The 23,140-nt window shown below is 69.2% G+C and carries 25 protein-coding genes; 17 read left to right on the forward strand and 8 right to left on the reverse strand.

What is annotated here, in order from left to right; all coding sequences use genetic code 11:
• The 3 genes from narI to dapB all read left to right on the forward strand — a co-directional run bounded on the left by narI (position 1) and on the right by dapB (position 3,038).
• Entirely contained in the window at positions 1–732 is a 732-nt protein-coding gene (gene narI / locus RZ1_RS08485; RefSeq protein WP_072810929.1) for a respiratory nitrate reductase subunit gamma, read from the forward strand.
• A 110-nt stretch (positions 733–842) separates the two neighbouring features.
• Complete coding sequence (locus RZ1_RS08490; protein WP_072810931.1) at positions 843–2,186, forward strand: M16 family metallopeptidase; 1,344 nt, start codon at positions 843–845, stop codon at positions 2,184–2,186.
• Between the two features lie 96 nt (positions 2,187–2,282).
• Positions 2,283–3,038, forward strand: a complete 756-nt coding sequence (dapB, locus tag RZ1_RS08495; RefSeq protein WP_238071815.1) for a 4-hydroxy-tetrahydrodipicolinate reductase — start codon at positions 2,283–2,285, stop codon at positions 3,036–3,038.
• Positions 3,039–3,075: 37 nt separating this feature from the next.
• Here dapB and RZ1_RS08500 read toward each other — a convergent pair whose 3' ends face one another.
• Positions 3,076–3,849 carry a class I SAM-dependent methyltransferase gene (locus tag RZ1_RS08500; protein ID WP_072810934.1) on the reverse strand — a complete coding sequence of 258 codons (774 nt, stop codon included), beginning with the start codon at positions 3,847–3,849 and terminating at the stop codon, positions 3,076–3,078.
• A 113-nt stretch (positions 3,850–3,962) separates the two neighbouring features.
• Here RZ1_RS08500 and RZ1_RS08505 point away from each other — a divergent pair, with 113 nt between their 5' ends.
• Positions 3,963–4,439, forward strand: a complete 477-nt coding sequence (locus RZ1_RS08505; RefSeq protein WP_072811020.1) for a tetratricopeptide repeat protein — start codon at positions 3,963–3,965, stop codon at positions 4,437–4,439.
• 10 nt (positions 4,440–4,449) lie between these two features.
• Positions 4,450–4,944: a flavodoxin family protein gene (locus RZ1_RS08510; RefSeq protein WP_072810936.1), complete on the forward strand. Its 495-nt coding sequence runs from the start codon at positions 4,450–4,452 to the stop codon at positions 4,942–4,944.
• Between the two features lie 57 nt (positions 4,945–5,001).
• Here RZ1_RS08510 and RZ1_RS08515 read toward each other — a convergent pair whose 3' ends face one another.
• Entirely contained in the window at positions 5,002–5,439 is a 438-nt protein-coding gene (locus tag RZ1_RS08515) for an SRPBCC family protein (RefSeq protein WP_072810938.1), read from the reverse strand.
• Between the two features lie 60 nt (positions 5,440–5,499).
• Positions 5,500–6,099, reverse strand: coding sequence for a toxin-antitoxin system HicB family antitoxin (locus tag RZ1_RS08520; protein WP_072810940.1), 600 nt, complete (start codon positions 6,097–6,099; stop codon positions 5,500–5,502).
• Positions 6,100–6,230: 131 nt separating this feature from the next.
• Here RZ1_RS08520 and thyX point away from each other — a divergent pair, with 131 nt between their 5' ends.
• From thyX to RZ1_RS08550, 6 genes are all read left to right on the forward strand, one after another.
• A complete protein-coding gene (thyX, locus tag RZ1_RS08525; RefSeq protein WP_072810942.1) occupies positions 6,231–6,986 on the forward strand; it encodes an FAD-dependent thymidylate synthase in 756 nt (251 codons plus the stop codon).
• Positions 6,987–7,048: 62 nt separating this feature from the next.
• The gene (gene dapA / locus RZ1_RS08530) at positions 7,049–7,957 is read left to right on the forward strand and encodes a 4-hydroxy-tetrahydrodipicolinate synthase (protein WP_072810943.1); all 909 of its coding nucleotides are present in this window, start codon (positions 7,049–7,051) and stop codon (positions 7,955–7,957) included.
• Positions 7,954–9,765 carry a ribonuclease J gene (locus RZ1_RS08535; RefSeq protein WP_072810945.1) on the forward strand — a complete coding sequence of 604 codons (1,812 nt, stop codon included), beginning with the start codon at positions 7,954–7,956 and terminating at the stop codon, positions 9,763–9,765. The genes dapA and RZ1_RS08535 overlap by 4 nt, the downstream gene beginning before the upstream one ends.
• An 86-nt stretch (positions 9,766–9,851) precedes the next feature.
• Complete coding sequence (locus tag RZ1_RS08540) at positions 9,852–10,475, forward strand: TIGR03085 family metal-binding protein (protein ID WP_072811022.1); 624 nt, start codon at positions 9,852–9,854, stop codon at positions 10,473–10,475.
• Positions 10,476–10,600: 125 nt separating this feature from the next.
• Positions 10,601–13,357, forward strand: coding sequence for a DNA translocase FtsK (locus tag RZ1_RS08545; RefSeq protein WP_174565175.1), 2,757 nt, complete (start codon positions 10,601–10,603; stop codon positions 13,355–13,357).
• A 182-nt stretch (positions 13,358–13,539) separates the two neighbouring features.
• A complete protein-coding gene (locus tag RZ1_RS08550) occupies positions 13,540–14,538 on the forward strand; it encodes a TerC family protein (RefSeq protein ID WP_072810947.1) in 999 nt (332 codons plus the stop codon).
• Positions 14,539–14,541: 3 nt separating this feature from the next.
• Here RZ1_RS08550 and RZ1_RS08555 read toward each other — a convergent pair whose 3' ends face one another.
• Positions 14,542–14,826, reverse strand: a complete 285-nt coding sequence (locus RZ1_RS08555; protein WP_072810949.1) for a YciI family protein — start codon at positions 14,824–14,826, stop codon at positions 14,542–14,544.
• A gap of 54 nt (positions 14,827–14,880) precedes the next feature.
• Positions 14,881–15,408, reverse strand: a complete 528-nt coding sequence (locus RZ1_RS08560; protein ID WP_072810951.1) for an amino-acid N-acetyltransferase — start codon at positions 15,406–15,408, stop codon at positions 14,881–14,883.
• Between the two features lie 150 nt (positions 15,409–15,558).
• On the opposite strand from RZ1_RS08560, the gene pgsA reads away from it, so the two are divergent.
• The 5 genes from pgsA (at position 15,559) to pspM (ending at position 19,142) form a co-directional block, all read left to right on the forward strand.
• The gene (gene pgsA, locus RZ1_RS08565) at positions 15,559–16,287 is read left to right on the forward strand and encodes a CDP-diacylglycerol--glycerol-3-phosphate 3-phosphatidyltransferase (RefSeq protein WP_072811025.1); all 729 of its coding nucleotides are present in this window, start codon (positions 15,559–15,561) and stop codon (positions 16,285–16,287) included.
• Positions 16,288–16,794: a CinA family protein gene (locus tag RZ1_RS08570; protein WP_072810953.1), complete on the forward strand. Its 507-nt coding sequence runs from the start codon at positions 16,288–16,290 to the stop codon at positions 16,792–16,794. It begins immediately after the preceding gene.
• Between the two features lie 104 nt (positions 16,795–16,898).
• Entirely contained in the window at positions 16,899–17,291 is a 393-nt protein-coding gene (locus RZ1_RS08575; protein WP_072810954.1) for a helix-turn-helix domain-containing protein, read from the forward strand.
• Positions 17,292–17,491: 200 nt separating this feature from the next.
• On the forward strand, positions 17,492–18,307 hold the full coding sequence (locus RZ1_RS08580; protein WP_072810956.1) for a PspA/IM30 family protein: 816 nt from the start codon (positions 17,492–17,494) through the stop codon (positions 18,305–18,307).
• Positions 18,308–18,332: 25 nt separating this feature from the next.
• Positions 18,333–19,142 (forward strand): phage shock envelope stress response protein PspM, encoded by an 810-nt coding sequence (gene pspM, locus RZ1_RS08585; protein ID WP_072810958.1) that lies wholly within the window; start codon positions 18,333–18,335, stop codon positions 19,140–19,142.
• A gap of 123 nt (positions 19,143–19,265) precedes the next feature.
• Here pspM and RZ1_RS08590 read toward each other — a convergent pair whose 3' ends face one another.
• Positions 19,266–20,957, reverse strand: coding sequence for a class I adenylate-forming enzyme family protein (locus tag RZ1_RS08590; protein ID WP_238072164.1), 1,692 nt, complete (start codon positions 20,955–20,957; stop codon positions 19,266–19,268).
• 272 nt (positions 20,958–21,229) lie between these two features.
• On the opposite strand from RZ1_RS08590, the gene RZ1_RS08595 reads away from it, so the two are divergent.
• Entirely contained in the window at positions 21,230–21,856 is a 627-nt protein-coding gene (locus RZ1_RS08595; RefSeq protein WP_072810961.1) for a TetR/AcrR family transcriptional regulator, read from the forward strand.
• Here the strand turns inward: RZ1_RS08595 and RZ1_RS08600 are convergent.
• Positions 21,853–22,458 (reverse strand): energy-coupling factor transporter transmembrane component T family protein, encoded by a 606-nt coding sequence (locus tag RZ1_RS08600; RefSeq protein WP_072810963.1) that lies wholly within the window; start codon positions 22,456–22,458, stop codon positions 21,853–21,855. The genes RZ1_RS08595 and RZ1_RS08600 overlap by 4 nt on opposite strands.
• Positions 22,455–23,135, reverse strand: a complete 681-nt coding sequence (locus RZ1_RS08605; RefSeq protein WP_072810965.1) for an energy-coupling factor ABC transporter ATP-binding protein — start codon at positions 23,133–23,135, stop codon at positions 22,455–22,457. Before RZ1_RS08605 ends, RZ1_RS08600 begins: the two co-directional genes overlap by 4 nt.
• Positions 23,136–23,140: the final 5 nt, after the last annotated feature.

The raw sequence follows: 23,140 nt of genomic DNA on the forward strand, positions 1-23,140 counted from the left end.
ATGTCCGCAGGGGAGATCTTCTGGGATGTCGTGCCGTACGTGACGCTGGCGATCGTGATCGTCGGCACCTGGTGGCGCTACCGGTACGACAAGTTCGGCTGGACCACCCGCTCGTCGCAGCTGTACGAGTCCCGGTTGCTGCGCATCGGGAGCCCGCTGTTCCACTTCGGCATCCTTGTCGTGATCATCGGGCATGTCATCGGCCTGGTGATCCCGCAGTCGTGGACGGACGCGCTCGGACTGAGCCAGCACGCCTATCACATCCAGGCGATCACGCTCGGTTCCATCGCCGGGATCGCCACCCTCGTCGGTATCGTGCTGCTGATCTACCGGCGCCGCACCCGGGGTCCGGTGTTCCTCGCGACCACCGCGAACGACAAGCTCATGTACGTCGTGTTGGTCGCCGCGATCGTCGCCGGCCTGGCGACGACGCTGCTCGGCTCCGGTTTGGTCGGCGAGGAACACAACTACCGCGACACGGTCTCCCCGTGGTTCCGCTCGATCTGGATTCTGCAGCCGCGCGGTGACCTCATGGCGGAGGCTCCGCTGTACTTCCACATTCATGTGCTCATCGGGCTCGCATTGTTCGCGCTGTGGCCGTTCACCCGGCTCGTGCACGCCTTCAGCGCCCCGTTCGGCTACCTGTTCCGTCCGTATGTCGTGTACCGCAGCCGGGACGTGGCGGGGAAGGGACAGCTCGTCGGGTCGCAGCCTCGGCGCCGCGGCTGGTGAGATCCCCGGCGCAGCCGGTGTGCCCATCGGCTGCGAGGCGCCGCGTGTAGGGTGTGCTTTTCCCGCTTCGTACCCACGTGCCGATCGCCTCAGGACCACAGAACACTTCCATGGCTTCCAACCGCCGTACTCCTTCCGCCACCTCCGCCGACCTTGCCGCAGCCGTTGCGGATTCCGGTGTGCGGCGAACCGTCCTGCCGGGCGGCGTCCGTGTCGTCACCGAGCACGTGCCGGGCGTGCGGTCCGCCGCCGTCGGCATCTGGGTGGGGGTCGGTTCCCGCGACGAGCACCCGTCCGTCGCCGGGGCCGCCCATTTCCTCGAGCATCTGCTCTTCAAGGCCACTCCGACTCGCACCGCGCTCGACATCGCCGAACTCGTCGACGGAGTCGGCGGTGAACTCAACGCGTTCACGTCCAAAGAGCACACGTGTTTCTACGCGCACGTCCTCGACGACGACCTGCCGCTCGCCGTCGATCTGGTTGCCGACGTGGTGCTGCGCGGTCAGTGCCGCAGTGTCGACGTCGACGTCGAACGGCAGGTGGTGCTCGAGGAGATCTCCATGCGCGACGACGACCCCGAGGACCTGCTCGGCGACAGCTTCCTGACCGCGCTGTACGGCGACCACCCGATCGGACGGCCGGTCATCGGCTCCGTCGAGTCGGTCGAGTCGATGACCCGCAACCAGCTCCACTCGTTCCACGTCCGGCGCTACACACCGCACCGGATGGTCGTCGCGGTCGCCGGCAACGTCGACCACGACCACACCGTCGATCTCGTGCGCCGCGCATTCGGCGCCCACATCGACCCGGGTGCCCAGCCGGCGCCACGCCGGGAGGGAACGGCGCGGCTGCGCACGCCGCCGGCACTGAGCATCACCGACCACGACGGGGAGCAGGCTCACCTGTCGCTCGGGGTGCGCGCGTTCGGACGGCACGACGGCCGCCGCTGGGCGCTGTCGGTGCTCAACGCCGCGATCGGCGGCGGCCTGAGCTCGCGGCTGTTCCAGGAGGTGCGCGAGAAGCGCGGCCTGGCGTACTCCGTCTACTCCGGGGTCGACACATTCGCCGACACCGGCGCGTTCTCCATCTACGCCGGCTGCCAGCCCGAGAACCTCGGCGAGGTCACGACCGTCGTCCGGGAAGTGGTGCGCGACGTCGCCGACCACGGCATCACCGACGCCGAATGCGCGCGGGCCAAGGGGTCGCTGCGCGGCGGACTCGTCCTCGGGCTCGAGGACACCGGTGCCCGGATGCACCGGATCGGCCGCAGCGAACTCAGCTACGGCACCCACTGGAGTGTGAGCTCCACCCTCGAACGCATCGCCGAGGTCACCTCCGACGAGGTGCGCGCGGTCGCGGCGGAACTGCTGAACAGGCCGTTCGCCGCGGGCGTTGTCGGACCCTACCGTCGCGCCCGGGACCTGCCCGCGTCGGTGCGCGGCATCGTGGCCTGAGCGGCGACCGTTCGCCGGCGACCGGCTGACCGGCCGGGCCACCGGATTGCGTACGCTCTTGTGCGACGGACGTGACGGAAGGGCGTGACGAGACAAGTGAACGCAGCAGCTATCCGGGTGGGTGTGCTCGGAGCCAAGGGCAAGGTCGGGCAGGCGATCTGCAAGGGCGTCGAGGACGCGGCCGACCTCGAGCTGGTCGCGACCGTCGACAAGGACGAGCGCATCGACGCGTTCGTCACCTCGGGCACGCAGGTCGTCGTCGACTTCACCAACCCCGACGTCGTCATGGGCAACCTGGAGTTCCTGGTGCGCAACGGCATCCACGCCGTCGTCGGCACCACCGGCTTCGACGAGGAGCGACTCGAGCAGGTACGCGGCTGGGTCGCCGAATCACCCGGAACCGGTGTGCTCATCGCCCCGAACTTCGCGATCGGCGCGGTCCTGTCGATGCGCTTCGCGCAGGCCGCCGCGCGGTTCTTCGACTCCGTCGAGGTCATCGAACTGCACCACCCGAACAAGCTGGACGCACCCTCGGGCACGGCCTACCGCACCGCCGCCCTCATCGCCGAAGCCCGGGCCGCCGCGGGCGTGGGCCGCAGCCCCGATGCCACCGCCACCGAACTCGACGGTGCGCGCGGCGCCGACGTCGACGGGGTTCGGGTGCATTCGGTGCGGCTCGCCGGCCTGGTCGCGCACCAGGAGATCCTGCTCGGCACCCAGGGCGAAACCCTCACCATCCGCCACGATTCGATCGACCGGACCTCGTTCGTGCCGGGCGTACTGCTCGGCGTCCGGGAGATCGGCGCGCGGCCGGGTCTGACGGTCGGGATCGACCCGCTCCTGAATTTCTGACGGCGCGGTTTTCCGGCGGAGCGGGTCGCCCTACGGCTCATGCCGAGGGGATCGTGGCGCGTGCGTACCAGGCGCGGGCGTCGAGCGAGAACGCGCCGGACGCCGGCAGGTTCTCTCGGCAGGCTTCACGGACGGCGGTTCGCTGCTGCTCGGTCAAGGTCTGCAGGTAGCGGCCGGCCGGTCCGACCTCGAACGTGAACGGCTCCCAGAAGTCGTCGAAATCGGCGTAGTCCGCGCGGGCGGTCAGTTTGCCCGCGATCACCTCGTGGAGACCGGCCCGACGGAACCGGTCGGCGATGTCGCCCTCGGTGGTCCCGGCCATGGCGGCCTCGCCGGTGACATCGGGGACGACGGTGCGCACCGCCGACCAGAACACCCGCAACATCGTCATCCCCCCGGAGGCGATATCCCACATGCACCCTGCGACGGTGCCGCCGGGCCGGGTGACGCGGGCCATCTCGCGCACACCGCGGTCGGGGTCGGACATGAATCCGATCACCAGCGACGCGGCGGTGACATCGAACGTGTCGTCCGGCCAGGGCAGGTCCTCGGCCACGCCCACACGCACGTCGACACCGGGATTCCGTTCCCGGCACGCCGCCGCGAACTGGGGTGCCGGATCGATCGCGGCGACGTGGTCCGGTCCGACCCGGGACACCATCTCCGCCGTCAGACCGCCCGGGCCGCAACCGACATCGCACACCCGGAGCCCGGAGGTCACCCCCGCGGCGTCCGAGAGCGCGGTCGCGAGGGTCGGGGTGTATCGGCCCATGAACCGGTCGTACAGCTCGGCGGGGGCGGCGAATTGCATGAGACCAGTGCACGCTGTGGGCGCGGGACCGTCAAGGGTGGGTCGGCGTGGGCGCGCTCACCCCGGCGGTGTTCGGCCGCGGGCCACGAAACGCGGCCTGCGACAATCGGGACGTGAAGAACGAACTGACCAAGGTCCTCGTGCCGATCGCGTTCATCGTGGTCGCGCTCGTCTTCTACTTCGTGCTGCTCGGCAGGGTGGGGATCGAGCTGGTCGGTACGGGCGGAGTTGCTGCGGTCGGTCTCGGCATCGGCGTGCTGCTGCTGCCGCTCATCGGCGCGTGGATCCTCTACGCCACGATCCGCGCGGGCCTTCAGCATCAACATCTCGCGCGCCGCATCCACGACGAGGGCTTGGACCTCGACGTCAGCGACCTTCCGCGGATGCCGTCCGGGCGCGTCGACCGGGCCGCTGCCGACGAACTGTTCCAGCAGGTCAAGCAGGAATGGGAAGCGGACCCCGACAACTGGCGCAACTCGTACCGGCTGGCGCGGGCGTACGACCACGCCGGTGACCGCCCCCGCGCCCGGGAGACCATGCGCCGCGCGGTGGCACTCGAGAAGCACGAACGCGACGGCGAGCCGTCGTAGTCTGCACCGTGTGACCGATCTCGACGCTCCGAACGATCCGGGCGAGCGAGTCCTGCTCGTCGTCCACCACACGCCGTCGCCGCCTACCAGGGAACTGCTCGAGGCGGTGCTGGCCGGCGCGACGGACCCCGACATCACCGGGGTGCGGCTGCATTCGGTTCCCGCGCTCGGGGCGACCGTGCCCGATGTTCTCGCCGCCGACGGCTACGTGTTCGGCACGTCCGCGAACTTCGGATACATGTCGGGTGCGCTCAAGCACTTCTTCGACACCGTGTACTACCCGTGCCTCGACGCGGTCGCCGGCCGGCCGTACGGACTGTGGGTTCACGGCAACAACGACACGGCCGGTGCGGTGGCGTCGGTACGGAAGATCGTCAGCGGACTGGGGTTGGTCCAGGCCGCCGCGGATGTCGAGGTCACCGGTCCGATCGACGGTGCTGTGCGGGAGAAGTGCTACGAGCTCGGGGCGACCGTCGCGGTGACGGTCGCGGGCGAGGCGGGCTAGCGCGCGGGTGCGTACTTCGGGCCGTCAGGGCACCCGAAGTACGCACGAGCCGCAGCTTCAGACGGTCTTGGCGACGAACGCGGCCAGTCCCTTGCTCGCCGTCTCGACCGCCATCTTCTGGGCCTTCTTCACGAGGAATCCGGGCAGCGGGATCTTCGGGTCGATGGTGAGCGAGAACTCGACGCTGGTGCCGACGGCAGTCGACACCAGGGCGTACGCGCCGTCCTGCTGCCTTTGCTGGCTGCTCTCGACGAGCGTCCACGACATCGATTCGGTGCCGTTCCACTGATAGTCGACGACCTGCTCGTCGGTGATACCGATGATCGACACCGTCATGCGCACACGATGCGGGAGCCCGTCCGGATGTGTGCTCTCGATGGTCACCGACTTGTGCGCCGAGGACCACTCGGGAAGGCGGTCGACTGCCGCGATCGCGGCCATCACCTGCTCGGGGGACGCCTTGATCTCCGAGGTGTGGGAACTGCTGACGGCCATCCGGTTTCGCTCCTTGGTCCAGGTTCGGTGCGTCGGCAATCTACCGCACCCGAGGGGAATTCACTTGTCGTCGCGACCGGCGTCGTCGCTCTCTGAAGGATGTCCGGACTGCTGAGGGCCGGAATCGCCGGGGGCCGAGTCCTTCGGGGCCTCCGACGTGCCGGAGCGCGGAGCGCCGGGGCGCCGGGGCGGACCGTACGAACCCCAGTTCCGGTCGAATCCGGAGGCCTGGTAGCGCATCTGATCGCGCAACGCACCCTGCACGGCCTGTGCGACCCAGGTGTTGAGCGAGAGGCCGTTCTGCGCTGCGGCCTCCTCGGCGCGGGACTTGATCTGCTCGACGAGTCGCAGAGTCACCCGGCTGATGTCTCCGGTGACCTCCTCGAAGGTCGGGTGAGGGGTTTCGGATTCCGGTGCCGGACCGTGATGGACCTCGACGACGGTGTCGCGTCCGTCGAGCCGGACCGTCACGCGCCGGTCCCCGAGTCGGTCGGAGACCTCGGTGGCGAGGTCGGAGAGGGCGTCGAGCAGCGCGAGCCGGACGGGGGCGGCGATCGCGGTGGCGAGTGCTGCGGCGGTGCGGCGGGTCTGTTCGTCACCGAGTTCCGCCGCGGCGAGCACGGCGTCGGTCACAGCGGCGGTGTAGGTGTCGATGTTCATGACGCCATAGTGATGCCATAGTTGACGTCGGTCAAGCATCGGAGTGGCGTCACCGTGGCCCCGTCGGGTGTGATCGGCACGGCGCGGCTACCGTTCGCATCGGAGTTAGTGGGCGAAGGCAGGAGGCAGCGATGACGCCCGAGGTTGTCACACCCGAGATCCGGCTCGTTGCCAGAACCGAATTCGTCGCGCCCGACGACGTGCCGTGGGACACCGACGCCGACGGCGGCGAGGCACTCGTCGAGTTCGCCGGTCGCGCGTGCTATCAGAGCTGGTCCAAGCCGAACCCGCGCACCGCGACGAACGCCGGATATATCCGGCACCTGCTCGACGTCGGGCATCTGTCCGTGCTCGAGCACAGCTCGGCGAGCTTCTACATCACCGGCATCTCCCGGTCGTGCACCCACGAGCTGATCCGGCACCGCCACTTCTCCTACTCACAGCTCTCCCAGCGATTCGTGCCCGGTGGAGACACGCCCGTCGTGGTGCCCCCGGCGATCGAAGGCGACGAGGAGCTCGAGCGGTTGTTCCTCGCCGCTGCCGAGACCAGCCGCGAGGCCTACGCCGAACTGCTCGAGGCACTCGACGAGAAGCTGTCCCACGTCCCCGCGGGCCCGCTGCGTGCGAAACGGGTTCGGGAGGCCGCCCGGGCGGTGCTGCCCAATGCAACCGAGACCCGCGTCGTCGTCACCGGCAACTACCGGGCGTGGCGGCATTTCATCGCGATGCGCGCCACCGAACACGCCGACGTCGAGATCCGTCGTCTTGCGGTCGGGTGCCTGCGCCGCCTGCAGGAGGTCGCACCGAACGTCTTCGGTGACTTCACCGTCACCACACTGCCCGACGGCACCGAGGTTGCGGTCAGCCGGTTCACGACCGAGGGTTGAGCAGCGCGTCGGGTGGGCAGCCGTGTGTCGCAGCGCCTTCTGCACGCGGTAGCCTTCTGACCATGACCAACGGTGATTCCGCTTCAGCTGTCGAGCTTCCGTTCGGCACCATCGCCACGGCGATGGTGACCCCGTTCACTGCCGACGGCAAGCTCGATGTCGATGCGGGAGTGCGTCTGGCGACCTATCTGGTCGACGGCGGCTGCGACGCACTGGTTCTCGCCGGCACCACCGGCGAGTCGCCCACGACGACCGAGAACGAGAAGCTCGAGCTGATGCGCGCGGTTCTCGCCGCGGTCGGCGACCGGGCGAAGATCATCGCCGGCGCCGGCAGCAACGACACCGCGCACAGCGTCGAGCTCGCCCGCGATGCGGCTCGTGCGGGTGCGCACGGTCTGCTCGTGGTCACCCCGTATTACTCGCGGCCCCCGCAGGCCGGTCTCTACGCGCACTTCACGGCCGTCGCCGATGCGACCGACCTGCCCGTGATGCTCTACGACATTCCACCGCGTTCGGTGGTGCCCATCGAAACCGAGACGTTGCGGCGTCTCGCCGAGCACCCGCGGATCGTCGCGGTCAAGGACGCCAAGGGCGATCTCAACGCCGGCGCCGAGCTCATCGGAACCACCGACCTCAAGTTCTATTCGGGTGACGACCCGCTGAACCTGCCGTGGCTCGCGGTCGGCGCGGTCGGCTTCGTCAGCGTCATCGGCCATCTCGTTCCCGGCCGTCTGCGTGAGCTGCACACCGCGTTCGAAGCCGGCGACCTCGTCCGTGCCCGCGCGATCAACCTCGAGCTCGTGCCGATCCTGCGCGCCGTGGCGCGTCTCGGCGGTGTGAGTGCCTCAAAGGCCGGGCTGCGTCTGATGGGCATGGACGTCGGTGAACCGCGGCTTCCGCAGGTGGCACCGACCACCGCGCAGATCGACGCGCTCGCCGCCGATCTGCAGGCCGCGGGGGTGCTGTCGTGAGCCGCCCGTCGCGCGGCCGCGCCACCCGCAGCGCGGGCCCGCCCGCCACCCGTCCGCGCCGCACCCCGCAGAACTCCGCGGCGACGCAGCGCCCCGACCGGCGGCAGCCGGTCGATCCGACAGCGCGCCTGGGCACACCGCCCAAGGCGCCCACGAAGGGCCTGCGGGTCGTCGCGCTCGGCGGCATCGGTGAGATCGGTCGCAACATGACCGTTTTCGAACACCAGGGCAAGATCCTGATCGTCGACTGCGGCGTGCTGTTCCCCGAGGACCAGCAGCCCGGCGTCGACCTGATCCTGCCCGACTTCCGGTACATCGAGGACCGGATGGACGACGTCGAAGCGATCGTTCTGACGCACGGTCACGAAGACCACATCGGCGCGGTGCCGTTCCTGCTGCGGCTGAGGCCCGACATCCCGGTCGTCGGTTCCAAGTTCACGTTGGCACTGGTCTCCGCGAAGTGCCGCGAGCACCGGCAGCGACCGGTGCTCATCGAGGTCACCGAGGGAGAGCGCACCACGCACGGCCCGTTCGAGTGCGAGTACTTCGCGGTCAACCACTCGATCCCCGACGCCATCGCCGTCGCGATCCGCACCGACGCCGGTCTCGTCCTGCACACCGGCGACATCAAGCTCGACCAGTTGCCGCTGGACAACCGGCTCACCGACCTCGCCGGGTTCTCCCGCCTCGGTGATGAGGGCGTCGACCTGTTCCTCGTCGACTCCACCAACGCCGAGGTGCCCGGATTCGTCACCCCCGAACGCGAGATCGGCGCCGTGCTCGACGGGGTCATCGGCAAGGCCACCAACCGCGTCATCGTCGCGTCGTTCGCCAGCCACGTCCACCGCATCCAGCAGGTCGTCGACGTCGCCGTCCGGTACAACCGGCGCATCGCGTTCGTCGGCCGCTCGATGGTCCGCAACATGCAGATCGCCCAGGACCTCGGATACCTGCGGGTGCCCGACGGTCTCGTCGTCGACATCGACACCGCGGCGAGCCTGCCGGGCGACCGGCTCGTGCTGGTCTCGACCGGATCGCAGGGCGAACCGCTCTCGGCCCTGTCCCGCATGGCCCGCGGCGAGCACAGGCAGATCAACATCCGCGCCGACGACCTCGTCGTGCTGGCATCCTCGCTGATCCCGGGCAACGAGAACTCGGTGTTCGCCGTCGTCAACGGCCTCGCCAAGCGCGGCGCGACCGTCGTCACCCAGCAGAACGCCAAAGTTCACGTCTCCGGCCACGCGTCGGCCGGTGAGCTGCTGTACCTGTACAACGCGGTGCGCCCGACCAACGCGATGCCGGTCCACGGCGAGTGGCGGCACCTGCGCGCCAACGCGAAGCTCGCCGAGGCCACCGGTGTGCCGCCCGAGCGGATCGTGCTGGCGGAGGACGGTGTCGTCGTGGACATGGTCGACGGTCTCGCCGAGATCGTCGGACAGGTTCCCGTCGGCCACGTGTATGTCGACGGCCTGTCCGTCGGCGACGTCGGCGAATCGACCCTGTCGGACCGGCTCATCCTCGGCGAGGGTGGCTTCATCTCGATCTCCGTCGCCGTCGACGCGACCACCGGTCGTGCGGTCAGTTCCCCCGAGGTGTCCGGCCGCGGTTTCTCCGACGACCCGACGGCCCTGTCCGAGGCCGGGCTGCTCGTCGACAAGACACTCGACGAACTCGCGGCGGAGGGCATCACCGAGGTCCACCGCATCGCGCAGGCTATCCGTCGCGTCGTCGGACGCTGGGTGTCGGAGACCTATCGGCGCCGGCCGATGATCGTGCCGACCGTCATCGCGGTGACGCCGCACGAATGATGCGGTGCCCCGATACACGGTGCCGCAGTGTCGGTGTCGCGTCCGGGGCGATGACGGTGTCGATGGGGCCGTGTACCGTCGGCGCGGTGAGCCTGGCCCAACGCGAACGAGCAGCCCTGGTCCGCACGATGTCGGAGGTGGGTCCGGACGCACCGACCCTGTGTGGTGATTGGACCACCCGGGATCTCGCCGCGCACCTGCTGGTGCGCGAGCGCCGGATCGACTCGATGCCCGGTATCGTCGTGCCGCAGCTCGCGGACCACACCGAGAAGGTCCGCCGATCGGCCACCGACCGGCCGTGGGCATACCTGCTCGCGGACATCGAGTCCGGGCCGCCCAGATGGTCGCCGCTGTTCCTGGTCGACGCGGTCGCGAACGCGGGGGAGATGTTCGTCCACCACGAGGACGTGCGGCGTGCCGCCGAAGGCTGGGAGCCGCGGACCCTGCCGGCCGAGGACCAGGACCATCTGTGGCGGCTGGCCCGGCAGATCGGCCGGCGCAGCTATCGCGGGAGCGACGTGAGCGTCGTCTTCGAACGTCCCGACGGCACGCGTGCGACCGTCCGCAAACGTGGCCCGCGCACGGTCGTTCTGCGCGGTGAACCGGCCGAGCTGCTGCTGCACGCGTTCGGTCGCGACCGGGTGCGGCTGGAGACGGACGGCGAGCAACGCGACATCGACGACCTCACCGCATCCTCACGCGGCGTGTGACGGTGCACATCGCCGTGGCCGGTGCGTGAAGGCGCAGGTCACGGTCACGTCTGTGACATGAACCGCGACCTGTTGCCGGTGTTGCGGATGGTTCGGATGGGGATCGAACGGCTAACCTGAGGGGCATGGCAGGAAAGTCGAGCAGTCGCGGATCGTCCCCGACCTCCCGGTCGAGGTCGACAGCGCGACGCTCGGCCGGGACCCCCGGCGGCTCCACGAAGAGCGGATCCGCGAAAAGCAGCACAACCAGGAGCGGCACTGCGAAGGCAGGGGCCGCGAAGAACGGTGCTCCCAAACGCCGGCCCACGTCGTCCACGCGGACCCCGGCACGGCGTCCGGCCGCGCCCGCACGTCCGTCCCGCCCCGCGGCCACCTCGAGAACCTCGGCGTCCGGCCGCCGCGGTAGCAGCGTGCTCGACTCCATCGGCCGCGGCATCGGCGCCGGCTGGTTCATGATCGCCCGCGGCCTGGGTGCCACCATCCGCACGGTGGGCAAGGCCGGCGACATCGAACACGGTCACCGTCGCGACGGCATCGCGCTCGGACTGATCGCGCTCGGCGTCGTCGTCGCCGGCAGCGTGTGGTTCGGGGTCGGTGGCCCGGTCGGAGGGTGGATCGAATCGGGGGTGCGCGCGGTCACCGGCGGTGCCAGCGCCGTGGCACCACTGGTCGCGATCGGCATCGCCGTGGTGCTCATGCGCACCGAACCGCGGCCCGAGATCCGCCCCCGCCTGATCCTCGGTGGCCTGCTGGTCGGGCTGCCCGCGCTCGGGCTGTGGCATATCGCCTCCGGATCACCGACCACCCCCGAGGGGCGAGCGGAGGGTGCGGGATTCGTCGGCGGCGCGATCGGCGGACCGCTCACTTCCGGCCTGACCGTCTGGCTTTCGGTGCCGCTGATGGTGCTGGCGGCCGGTTTCGGGATCCTGCTCCTCACCGGCACGACCGTCCGTGAACTGCCCGGCCTGTTCCGCGACTACTTCGGGCTGTCCTATCGCGCCGACGACGAATACGGCGACTTCGACGAATACGACCACGACGGGTACGACGAACCGCCGTACGACGACCGTGACCCGACGCTGTTCGACGCCGACGGCTATCCCACCGAACGCCGCTCGCGTCGTCGTCGCACCCCGGCGGAGAACTACCCGACCGACGAATTCGACGGCAATGCCCGCACCGAGGTGCTGCCACTGTGGGACTCTCCCGCGACCAAGCCGTTCGAGGCGCCGCCCGCGCCCGAACCGGAGCCGGAGCCGACGCCGGAACCGCCCAGGCAACGGACCAGGCCGAAGCCGACCCCGAAGCCCACACCGCCGCCGACCCCGGCCGTCGACGAGGCGGACGAACTCGACGCGATGATGCCGGAGCGGGTCGTCGAAGGCGACTACACGTTGCCGTCGGTCGCGCTGCTCGTCCAGGGCGATCCGCCGAAGACACGCTCGTCCGCGAACGACCAGATGATCGACTCGATCACCGAGGTCCTCGAACAGTTCAAGATCGACGCGGCGGTCACCGGGTTCACCCGCGGCCCGACCGTCACCCGATACGAGGTCGAACTCGGTCCCGGCGTCAAGGTCGAGAAGATCACCGCGCTGGCACGCAACATCGCCTACGCCGTCGCGACCGACAACGTGCGGTTGCTCGCCCCGATCCCGGGCAAGTCCGCGGTCGGTATCGAGGTGCCCAACTCGGACCGCGAACTGGTCCGCCTGGCCGACGTGCTCGCCGCGCCGAGCACCCGTAAGGACCGGCATCCACTGGTGATCGGTCTCGGCAAGGACATCGAAGGCGACTTCGTGCACGCCAACCTGGCGAAGATGCCGCACCTGCTCGTCGCCGGCTCGACCGGATCGGGTAAGTCCAGCTTCGTCAACTCGATGCTGGTATCGCTGCTCATCCGGGCGACACCCGAGGACGTGCGGATGATCCTCATCGACCCCAAGATGGTCGAGCTGACACCCTACGAGGGCATCCCGCACCTCATCACCCCGATCATCACGCAGCCGAAGAAGGCTGCGGCCGCGCTGGCGTGGCTCGTCGAGGAGATGGAGCAGCGCTACCAGGACATGCAGGCCAACCGGGTGCGGCACATCGACGACTTCAACACCAAGGTGCGCTCCGGTGAGATCACCGCGCCGCTCGGCAGCGAACGCGTGTACCGGCCGTACCCGTACATCCTCGCGATCGTCGACGAGCTCGCCGACCTGATGATGACCGCGCCGCGTGAGGTCGAGGAATCGATCGTGCGGATCACGCAGAAGGCTCGCGCCGCCGGCATCCACCTGGTGCTGGCGACGCAGCGACCGTCTGTGGACGTCGTCACCGGCCTGATCAAGACGAACGTGCCGTCGCGGCTGGCGTTCGCGACGTCGTCGCTGACCGACTCTCGCGTCATCCTCGATCAGCCGGGCGCCGAGAAGCTCATCGGCATGGGCGACGGCCTGTTCCTGCCGATGGGCGCGGGCAAGCCGCAGCGCCTGCAGGGCGCGTTCATCACCGACGAAGAGATCGCCGCGGTCGTCGACTTCACCAAGAACCAGGCCGAACCGGAATACACCGAGGGCGTCACCACGCAGAAGGCCGGGGAGAAGAAGGACGTCGATCCCGACATCGGCGACGATCTCGACGTCTTCCTCCAGGCGGTGGAGTTGGTGGTGTCGAGCCAGTTCGGTTCCACCTCGATGCTGCAGCGCAAACTGCGCGTCGGTTTCGCGAAGGCCGGCCGGCTCATGGATCTGATGGAGACCCGCGGTGTGGTCGGCCCGAGCGAGGGCTCGAAGGCCCGCGAGGTGCTGGTCAAGCCGGACGAACTCGACGGCCTGCTCTACTCCATCCGCGGTGGCGGTGGAGACGACGAGACCGGCTCCGACCAGGGCTGACGCGGCCCGGTCCGCAGGTGTGGTTGAATGGTGCTCGCTGTGGAGGGGAGTATCCCCGTCATCCGCGGCAGTTCCGTCAACACGTGCGGCACCGTTGCCGCTCCGGGACTGTCGGTCTGCGCTGATGCAGGCGGGAGAGACCTCCGGTGCCCGTTCAGGTCTACCGGAGGAATTCAAGGCCCATGCATGTGACACCCCTGATCTGGCTCGTCACCATTGCGGTGATCGCCGCACTGTTCGTGTTCGACTTCGTCTCGCACGTCCGCAAACCCCACGCCCCGAGCCTCCGCGAATCCGGATTCTGGTCCGCCGTGTTCATCGGCATCGCGATCCTGTTCGGAGTCGTGGTGTTCGCGCTGTGGGGCCCGCAGTACGGCGGAGAGTACTTCGCCGGCTACGTCACCGAGAAGGCGCTGTCGGTCGACAACCTGTTCGTATTCGTGGTGATCATGGCGACCTTCGCCATCCCCCGCGAGTACCAGCAGAAGGTGCTCACCATCGGGATCGTCCTGGCCCTGGTGATGCGCGGTGCGTTCATCGCGGTCGGTGCCGCCGCGATCAACGCCTACAGCTGGGTGTTCTATCTGTTCGGCGTCTTCCTGCTGTACACGGCGGTCAAGCTGATCATCGACCACAACAAGGACGAGGACGCCAGGCCCGACGAGGGCCGGATCGTCAAGCTCGTCCGCAAGGTGGTTCCCACCACCGACCACTACGACGGCGATCGCCTGGTTACCCGGATCGACGGCAAACGCATGATCACCCCGCTCATGCTGGCGCTGCTCGCCATCGGTTTCGCCGACGTGCTGTTCGCGCTCGACTCGATCCCGGCGATCTACGGTCTGACCCAGGAGCCGTACCTGGTGTTCACCGCGAACGCCTTCGCCCTGATGGGCCTGCGCCAGCTGTTCTTCCTCATCGGTGGCCTGCTCGACCGCCTCGTGTACCTGTCCTACGGCCTGTCGATCATCCTGGCGTTCATCGGCGTCAAGCTCGTGTTGCACGCGCTGCACGAGAACACCCTGCCGTTCGTCAACGGTGGTGAACACGTCGCGGTCCCCGAGATCTCCACCGGACTGTCGCTGACGGTGATCATCGGGGTGCTCGTCGTGACGACCGTGCTGAGCCTGCTCAAGAATCGCAGCGACGCCAAGCGCGCAGAGACCGAAGACGTGCGGTGACCGTCAGGCGTTGAACACGCCCATCACCGGCTGCCAACCGGTGATGCGGACGGCGTCGATGAGGTTGCGCTGCGCGAACGGGTCCTGGGCCATCAGCTCGTGCGCAGCGGCCTCGTCGGCCACGTCGATGAGGATCAGGGCACCCGAGCCGTCCACCCACGGACCCGTCGCCCGGACCGTGCCCGCGTCGACGAGGCCGCTCAGCCAGCCGCGATGCGTCGGGCGATGCTCGTCGCGCGCGGCAACCGTGGCTTCGGAGTAGGTGTACTCGACGGCGAACAGGGCCATGGTTCCTCGCTTCGGATTCGGGACGTGACGTTCGGGGGCGCTGTCCGGATCCGCTCACAACGTGAGCAGCATCCGCGTGTTGCCGAGAGTGTTGGGTTTGACGTAGCTCAGATCCAGGAACTCGGCGACGCCGGTATCGTACGACCGGCACATCTCGGCATAGACCTCGGCGGTGACCGGGGTGCCCTCGATCTCGGCGAAACCGTGCCGGCCGAAGAAGTCCACCTCGAAAGTGAGCACGAACAGCCGGTCGAGTTCCAGTTCCCGCGCGACCTCGATCAGCTTGGCCACCACGAGGTGCCCGGCGCCGCGGCCCTTGGCCCGCGGATCCACCGCGACCGTGCGCACTTCGCCCAGATCCGACCACAGCACGTGCAGCGCGCCACAGCCGATGACCTCGCCGCCGGTCTCCGCTACCCAGAACTCCTGCACCGCCTCGTACAGGGTCACGAGGTTCTTCTCGAGAAGGATGCGCCCGGCGTAGATGTCGATGAGTCTCTTGATCTCCGGGACGTCCGACGTTCGCGCCCGGCGCACGATGATCCGGGCGTCTTGTTCTTGATCGGGCGTCGGAGAAGTCATGCGGTGAACAGTAGCGGGTGCTCGGAACGATATTGTGGGACACGTGCCGGTCGGATCGTCGCGTTCATCCCTGATTCCGGGGGAACCGCGTCCACCGGCCCGACCTGTGCCGACTTCCGGTACGTCACCACGCTGCACCCGGAGGTCCGCATGAGCACGCCCCGCCCCCATGTCGCCGCCGGGGCTGATAGCGGCACCGCCGCCGGGGCTGACAGCGGCACCGCCGCCGGGGCTGACCGCGGCGGCGCCGACCCGGGACCGCATGCAGGCGCCGCACACAACCCGGTGCCGTTGTGGAACATCGCGAACATCCTCACCATGCTGCGGATCGCGCTGGTCCCCGTGTTCCTCGTCCTGCTGTTCGTCGGCGACGGCCACGAGACGGGATGGCGCATCGCGGCGACGGTGGTGTTCGCGATCGCCGCGATCACCGATCGTTTCGACGGTCAGCTCGCCCGCCGCCGGGGCCTGGTCACGGACTTCGGCAAGCTCGCCGACCCGATCGCGGACAAGGCGCTGATCGGCGCCGCACTCGTCGGTCTGTCGGTACTCGGTGACCTGTCGTGGTGGGTGACCGGCATCATCGCCGCCCGTGAGCTCGGCATCACCGCACTGCGATTCGCGGTGCTGCGGCACGCGGTGATTCCGGCCAGCCGCGGGGGGAAGGCGAAAACCCTCGTGCAGACCCTCGCGATCGGGGTGTACCTGCTGCCGTTGCCGGACGCGGTGATGCCCGTCGCGGTCACATTGATGGTGCTGGCGGTTCTGCTGACCGTCGGCACCGGCATCGACTACGTCGTCCAAGCGGTGCGGTTGCGGGCCGGGGTGCGTACGGAAGTGCAGCATCACCGCGCCGAACAGGGCGGAGCCGACGCCTAGATGGCCACCGCCGATCCTCTCGTCGCCGCCACCCGGGCCACCGAACTCGTGGGGGTCCTCGTCGAGCGGGGCCAGACCGTCGCCACTGCTGAATCGCTCACCGCGGGCTTGCTGTCGGCGACGATCGCCGGCGTGCCCGGAGCCAGCGCGGTGCTCCGCGGCGGTCTCGTGGTGTACGCCACCGATCTGAAGGCGTCGCTCGCCGGTGTCGATGACGATCGTCTCGGCCTGGACGGTCCGGTCTCCGAGTCGACTGCTGCTGCACTCGCGCAGGGTGCCGCGGTGCGTTGCGGGGCAACGTGGGGTGTGGGACTGACCGGGGTCGCCGGCCCCGACGATCAGGACGGGCACCCGCCGGGAACACTCTTTCTCGGGATCTGCGGCCCGGACGGCACCGTGGTGACATGCCCCGCGGTAGGCGGAGATCGGTGGTCCATCCGGCTCGGTGCGGTGGCCGCCGCCGTGTCGGGGCTACTCGCGCGTCTGACATCGGACTCGGCGTTGTAGTGTCTGCTCACCGCGGTTTCGGTGCACGGTGTCGCGACCGCGGGAACCCGGCGGCGCGGTCGCGCGTTGTCCGGGATAAGGCATGACGGACGAAGGAGGACGCGATGGCACTGTTGTTGCGTGAGGCAATCGGTGACAGCCTTCGGCGCACCCGGGTGTCGCAGAGCCGCACATTGCGCGAGGTGTCCAGCAGCGCGCGGGTCAGCCTCGGCTACCTCTCGGAAATCGAACGCGGACGCAAGGAAGCCTCCAGCGAACTCCTCGCGGCGATCTGCGGTGCACTCGAGGTGCCGCTGTCCGACGTACTGTTCGACGTCAGCGAGTCGCTGGCGGATGCGACACCGCATCGCGACCGCAAGGACGCCGCCGCTTCTGCGGCGACCCTCGATTCCGGTGTGGCCGTGCACGGTCCTGCCGGCGATCCGGCCGCGCGAATCGCTCAGGAGACCCGCGTGGTGATTCCCGCACCGGCGACGCGGGCGCTGGCTGCCGCCTAACATGGATCACGACCGCGCCGGCTTGCCGGATGCGGACGAAAGCGACAAAATTTTTCGGGTCACCACCGGGGGGTGGCCCGGACACGACAGGTGGGACCGCCCGATGAACGGTGTAGGTGCGGCGGTCCGAATCGGTGCGCGAGGGCCGCGCATCGGGTCGCGTTCGGCGCGGCGTACCAGATGGAGGCAGGATCACACCCATGGCTAATCCGTTCGTCAAGGGTTGGAAGTACCTCATGGCGCTTTTCAACTCCAAGATCGATGAGAAGGCCGATCCGAAGGTCCAGATTCAGCAGGCGATCGAGGACGCCCAGCGCCAGCACCAGGCCCTGTCCCAGCAGGCCGCGTCGGTCATCGGCAATCAGCGGCAGCTCGAAATGAAGCTCAATCGCCAGCTGGACGAGGTCGAGAAGCTCAACGCCAGCGCGCGCCAGGCCGTGCTCATGGCCGACCAGGCCACCGGCGCCGGCGACACCGAGAAGGCCATCCAGTACACCAACGCCGCCGAGGCGTTCGCGGCCCAGCTGGTGACCGCCGAGCAGTCCGTCGAGGACCTCAAGGTGCTGCACGATCAGTCGCTGCAGGCCGCGGCGCAGGCGAAGAAGGCCGTGGAGCAGAACGCGATGGCCCTGCAACAGAAGGTTGCCGAGCGCACCAAGCTGCTGAGCCAGCTCGAGCAGGCCAAGATGCAGGAGCGCGTCAGCGAGTCGCTGCGCTCGATGGACTCGACCCTGTCGGCTCCCGGCACCACGCCGAGCCTCGACGCCGTGCGCGAGAAGATCGAACGGCGCTACGCCGACGCTCTTGGCTCGGCCGAACTCGCCCAGAACTCGGTGCAGGGCCGCATGCTCGAGGTCCAGCAGGCCACCGTCCAGATGGCCGGGCACAGCCGCCTCGAGCAGATCCGCGCGTCGATGAAGGGCGAGGCCCTGCCCGGCGGGGCGGCCGGTACCTCCGCACCGGCCGTGAACACCGCCAAGGAACCGCCGGCCACGGGCGCCGCGGGAACGCAGTAGTCGACATCCGGAACGTGATCCAGAAATGAGCACTCCGGGAGACGGCCGGGTCGGGAACCTTCCCGTCCCGGCCGCCGCCGCGTTCAGGGAAGTCGCCGACGGTGTCGTCGAAGCGGCGCGGCGTTGGCGTGATCCGTCGGCCCGGTTGCGGCGGAAGAAGCGGCGGGCCCGCCGGCGAGCCAGGATCTTCGGTGCCGCGTCCGGGATGTGGGGTATCGGCACCGCCACCCTCGTCGCCGCGTCCGCACCCGATTGGACGATCGTCGCGACCGGTGGCACCACCGCCGCACTCGCGGTCCCCGCGGTCCTGGCGGTGCGCACGGCGCGGCGGCTCGACGCGCTGCCTCTGCCGCCGGCTCCTCCGCGTCGGCGGGCGCTGCCCCCGCAGGGGTCCGTGGCACGCGCACCTTTGGCGCGGCTGGCCAGCAACGAGCAGAGCCTCGCACAGTTGCTCGGGGTTCTCGCCCGATCCCAGGCGGTCGAGGCGGAGGATCTCGACGAGATCGGGGAGGCCGCTCAGGCCGCGTCGTCGGCGCTCGAGGCCGTCGCGGTCGACGTCGTCGCACTCGAATCGGCTGCGAGCGGGAGCGCCGCGGCCGGTGCGCAGCTCGGCCCGGCACTCGCCGCGGCCGGTCACCGCCTCGAGACCGGTGTCGATCAGTTCGAGGAACTGGTGGCGGCCGCCGCACGGTTCGCCGGGGCGCCCGAGGGCAGTCGGCCCATGGCGGTGCTCGAGCAGCAGCGCGCCGAGCTGATCTCCGCGTCCGACCGGCTCGAAGGTTGGGCCCAGTCGTGGCAGGACGTCGACCGGATCCAGCAGCGTTACCGGTCCTGAGGTCGGTCGGTGGTCACCGCGAGCAACGGGGTCCTGCTCGTCGCACAGGACCCCGCCGCCTGCGGGTCGCCGGCTGCCGAGGCGGTCAGGTGGTGACCCGGCCGGGGTAGGCGTCAAGGAGGGTCAGCGGCTCACTGCCGGCCGGTGGTTCTGCCGGAGTTCGGTCTTGAGGATCTTCCCCGCCGCGGAGGTGGGCAGTGCGCCGGTGAAGTGCACTTCGCGCACCTTCTGATACGGCGCCACCTGTGCCGCCACGTGGTCGAGCAGTTCCTGAGCGGTGTCGGCGTCCGGGACCGTGCCCGCGGTCGGAACGACGTAGGCAACCGGGATCTCCCCGGCGTCGCCGGCCGGAACCCCGATCACCGCGGCCTGGGCGACGGACGGGTGGGTCGCAAGGATCTCTTCGAGCTGCCCGGGATAGACGTTGTAGCCCTTGTAGATCAGCATGTCCTTGGCGCGGCCGACGATGAAGATGTTGCCCTGCTCGTCCCGGCGGGCGAGGTCGCCGGTGAGGAGCCATCCGTCCCGGAACTGCGCCGCGGTCAGCTCGGGATGCCCGAGGTATCCGTCGGCGATCTGCGGCCCGCGCGCATAGAGTTCACCGACTTCGCCGGTGGCGACGGTCGTGTCGGGGGCCGAGGGGTCGCGGATCTCGACCTCGGTGTCGAAGACCGGTACCCCGACCGATCCGACGGGAGTCGGGTCGCCCGCATCGAGGAGTCCGGAGCACAGACCCATGGTGGCTTCGGTGAGACCGTAGGACTCCACGACGATCGCGCGGGGGAACGGGCCGCGCAGCGCGTCGAGCGTGGAGGTGTCGATCGGTGCCGCACCCGACGTCAGGGAACGCACGGAGGGGAATTCGCGATCGGCGAGCGCCGGAGAGGCGAGCAGAGCGTGGAAGAACGCCGGCGACCCCGACAGTTGCGTCGCCCGGTGCTCCTCGACGAGGTCGAGGAACCGTGCCGGATCGAACCGGCCCATGATCACCGAGGTGCCGCCGATGATCACGTTGAGGTTCTGGGTAACCAGGCCCATCGCGTGGAACAGCGGTGCGACGGTGACCGCACATGCCTGCCCGAGCGGCGACATGAACTCGGTCCGGGCGCCGGGGACCTCCTCGAGGTACACCGCCCCGTCGTCCTCGACGACCGGTAACGCGCCGGAACGCCAGGTCGCCATCTGCAGCGCGTTGGCGACCACGTTCCGGTGCAGGACACGGACGGCTTTGGATCGTCCGGTGGTGCCGCCGGTGAAGGAAAGATGTGCGAGATCGTCCGGTGAGATCCTCTGTGCCGGTTCGGGTTCGAACGCCAGCAGCTCGTCCAGCGCGACAGCCGGGGGAGTGGATGCCCCGGGTGCGGGCGCCGCCGCCGTGGCGGGCACCGCGACGACCAGGCGCACGGTCGGAGCTGCTGCCGCCTCGATCAGCGGGGCTGTCGAGGCGTGCACGATCGCGGCGGTCGCCCCGACCTCGTCGATCTGATCCCGGATCGCAGCGGGGGGAAGGGTGGGGTTGATCGGTGCCACGACGGCTCCGGCGAGCAGGGAGCCGAAATAGGTCACCGTGAACCAGGCGGAATTGGGCTGACATAAGGCGACGGCGTCGCCGCGTCGGATTCCGAGTTGCCGCAGACCATGGGCGACGCGCAGCGCGTGCTCGTGCAGCTGGGCGAACGTCAACGAAAGGTCGCCGTCGATGAGGGCTACGCGATCGGCGTATCGCCGCGCGGCACCGGAGAGGAGAGCGTCGATGCCGACGGCCGGATAGATCAGACCGTCGGGCATACCGACGGGAAGTCGCAGAGCAGTCACGGATGTCCTTGTCCCGAGCGAAGTGCGGTGCGCAGTGATCGGCGTCGCAGGGCGGGCCGAGTCGTTGCCGACGCTACCTTACGATCGTTCAGTGTGGAAGGTCCGATTTCCGCCGATTTCCTTCTTCTGCCCCGTCGATGTCCAGGGCCTTGGGCCCTTGGCTATACGCTTGTTCAGTGCGGTGCGTGAGCGAGGGCGCGGAGCGTCCATGTCGTACCCCTGTCGATCCGCCCGGCTCCGGGCCGGACTCGTCCCCGACCGAACGGAGTCCGATGAATTCACAACCCCCGGGGCACGCCGCCATCCTCGATGCCGCTCGCGCGGAGTTCGCCGAGCGGGGATACGCCGCCGCCACCATCAGGAACATCGCGCAGCGCGCCGGTTTGAGTCTCTCGGCGTTGTACTACTACTACCGAAGCAAGCAGGAGGTGCTCGTCGCGCTTCTCGAGGACGGACTCACCGCCTACACCGAGGCGTGCGACAGGGCCCTCGGGCAGGCCGGTCCCGGCGCCGCGGACAGGCTCGACGCACTGGTCGAGGCGACAGTGCGGTTCCGGGCCACCCATCCTGCGAAGAGCACGATCGGGCGGACGGAGCGGCGCAGCCTCCAACCCGAGCATCAGCAGGCCTATCGCGACCACGAGGTGCGCGGCACCGAGCGGTTCCGGACGATCATCGAACAGGGAATCTCCGCCGGCGAGTTCCGGACGTTGTTTCCGGACGAAGCGCGCCGCACCATCATCGCGACGTGCAACGCAATCGCCGAATGGTTCGACCCGGACGGAGACGTCTCCCTCGACGAGCTCGTCGAACGGTACGTTGCGATCGCTCTCACCGTCGTCGAGTACCGGCCACGGCGGGCGCCGCGCCGGCAGCCGTGGGTCGAGGGGACCGGCTAGTCGTCGACGCCGCGTGCGGAGAGCGCTTCACCCATCGCGTCCGCGGCCCGCAACGCGCCCACGACCACCGGCACCACCAGTGCGCGCAACGAGAACCCCAGGCCGCGCGCCTTGCGGGCGTCGCTCACCTGCGTCACCAGCTCCCCGAGCAGCGGAATGCACCGAATCGTCATGACCAGCACCAGGCCCACGCGTTCCGGATCCACCCCTATCCGGCGCAACGGTCCAAGCCCCGTGAGGATCGCGTCGAGCATGTCCGTCACCCGCGTCGTGAGCGTCACCAGCGCGGCGAGCGCGACCGCGAGCAGCAGCGAACCGCACACCACCACCGCGCGTTCCCAGCCCGCCACCACGATCTGGAACACGGCGATGAACGCAAGCATCCACAGCAGCGGCCGCAACTGGACGACGGCGAGCCGGACCGGAATGTGTGCCACGGCGTAGAGCCCCGCCACCGCCGCCGCGACGGGCAGCACCTGCCATGGCCGGTCGATCCACAGCGTCAGCGCGACGATCGCCACTGCGGTGACGACGAGCTTGGGGCCCGCCGGGAGCCGGTGCAGCGGCGAGGTGGCCGGGTGGTAGAGCCCCAGCGTCGTCATCCGACGAGGGCCCGGTAGAAGTCGACGGCCGGGCCGGGCGCGTCGTCGGCGACGATCCGGCCGCCGTCGACGACAAGCACCCGATCGAAGTCGGCGAGCAGATCGAGCTGGTGGGTCACGACGATCAACTGCTGATCGAGGTTCGCGAACGTGCGCGAGATGAGCCGAGCATTGCGGAGGTCGAGCAGGGTGGTCGGCTCGTCCGCGACGAGGACCTGCGGATCGGTGACCATGATCGCGGCCAGCGCCAGCAGTTGCTTCTGGCCGCCGGACAGCAAATGACTCGGGTGGTCGTGGTGTCCGCCGAGCCCGAAGTCGTCGAGGACGCGCCGCACCCGTTCGGCGCGTTCGGCCCTGTCGAGGCCGCTGCGGCGCAACGAGAAGGCCACATCCTCGGCGACGGTCGGCATGACGATCTGGTGGTCGGGATCGGTGAACACGAACCCGACGCGTCGTCGTACGTCGCGCCCCTTGCGGGCGGTGTCGAGTCCGTCGACGGTGACCGTCCCGGAGGTGGGGACGACGAGACCGTTGATCATGCGGGCCAGCGTCGATTTGCCGCTGCCGTTGGCGCCGACGATGCCGATGCGCCGCTCGGTGAGGGTCACGTCGACGCCGTCGAGCACGACCCGTTCGCCGTAGGCGTGCCGGACCGAAGCGAAGCGGATCTCACTCATCGGCG

Origin of the sequence: Rhodococcus zopfii NBRC 100606 = JCM 9919, assembly GCF_001895025.1 — a bacterium.
Lineage (GTDB): Bacteria > Actinomycetota > Actinomycetes > Mycobacteriales > Mycobacteriaceae > Rhodococcus > Rhodococcus zopfii.

Excerpts from the sequence above, each read along its gene's own strand:
- RZ1_RS08595 (WP_072810961.1), top strand. The coding sequence starts at position 21,230 with ATGAATTCACAACCCCCGGGGCACGCCGCCATCCTCGATGCCGCTCGC.
- RZ1_RS08605 (WP_072810965.1), bottom strand. The coding sequence starts at position 23,135 with ATGAGTGAGATCCGCTTCGCTTCGGTCCGGCACGCCTACGGCGAACGG.
- RZ1_RS08500 (WP_072810934.1), bottom strand. The coding sequence starts at position 3,849 with ATGCAATTCGCCGCCCCCGCCGAGCTGTACGACCGGTTCATGGGCCGA.
- RZ1_RS08520 (WP_072810940.1), bottom strand. The coding sequence starts at position 6,099 with ATGAACATCGACACCTACACCGCCGCTGTGACCGACGCCGTGCTCGCC.
- RZ1_RS08560 (WP_072810951.1), bottom strand. The coding sequence starts at position 15,408 with ATGACTTCTCCGACGCCCGATCAAGAACAAGACGCCCGGATCATCGTG.
- RZ1_RS08515 (WP_072810938.1), bottom strand. The coding sequence starts at position 5,439 with ATGGCCGTCAGCAGTTCCCACACCTCGGAGATCAAGGCGTCCCCCGAG.
- thyX (WP_072810942.1), top strand. The coding sequence starts at position 6,231 with ATGACGCCCGAGGTTGTCACACCCGAGATCCGGCTCGTTGCCAGAACC.
- RZ1_RS08545 (WP_174565175.1), top strand. The coding sequence starts at position 10,601 with ATGGCAGGAAAGTCGAGCAGTCGCGGATCGTCCCCGACCTCCCGGTCG.
- dapA (WP_072810943.1), top strand. The coding sequence starts at position 7,049 with ATGACCAACGGTGATTCCGCTTCAGCTGTCGAGCTTCCGTTCGGCACC.
- RZ1_RS08555 (WP_072810949.1), bottom strand. The coding sequence starts at position 14,826 with ATGGCCCTGTTCGCCGTCGAGTACACCTACTCCGAAGCCACGGTTGCC.
- pspM (WP_072810958.1), top strand. The coding sequence starts at position 18,333 with ATGAGCACTCCGGGAGACGGCCGGGTCGGGAACCTTCCCGTCCCGGCC.
- narI (WP_072810929.1), top strand. The coding sequence starts at position 1 with ATGTCCGCAGGGGAGATCTTCTGGGATGTCGTGCCGTACGTGACGCTG.
- pgsA (WP_072811025.1), top strand. The coding sequence starts at position 15,559 with ATGAGCACGCCCCGCCCCCATGTCGCCGCCGGGGCTGATAGCGGCACC.
- RZ1_RS08570 (WP_072810953.1), top strand. The coding sequence starts at position 16,288 with ATGGCCACCGCCGATCCTCTCGTCGCCGCCACCCGGGCCACCGAACTC.
- RZ1_RS08600 (WP_072810963.1), bottom strand. The coding sequence starts at position 22,458 with ATGACGACGCTGGGGCTCTACCACCCGGCCACCTCGCCGCTGCACCGG.
- RZ1_RS08550 (WP_072810947.1), top strand. The coding sequence starts at position 13,540 with ATGCATGTGACACCCCTGATCTGGCTCGTCACCATTGCGGTGATCGCC.
- RZ1_RS08575 (WP_072810954.1), top strand. The coding sequence starts at position 16,899 with ATGGCACTGTTGTTGCGTGAGGCAATCGGTGACAGCCTTCGGCGCACC.
- RZ1_RS08580 (WP_072810956.1), top strand. The coding sequence starts at position 17,492 with ATGGCTAATCCGTTCGTCAAGGGTTGGAAGTACCTCATGGCGCTTTTC.
- RZ1_RS08490 (WP_072810931.1), top strand. The coding sequence starts at position 843 with ATGGCTTCCAACCGCCGTACTCCTTCCGCCACCTCCGCCGACCTTGCC.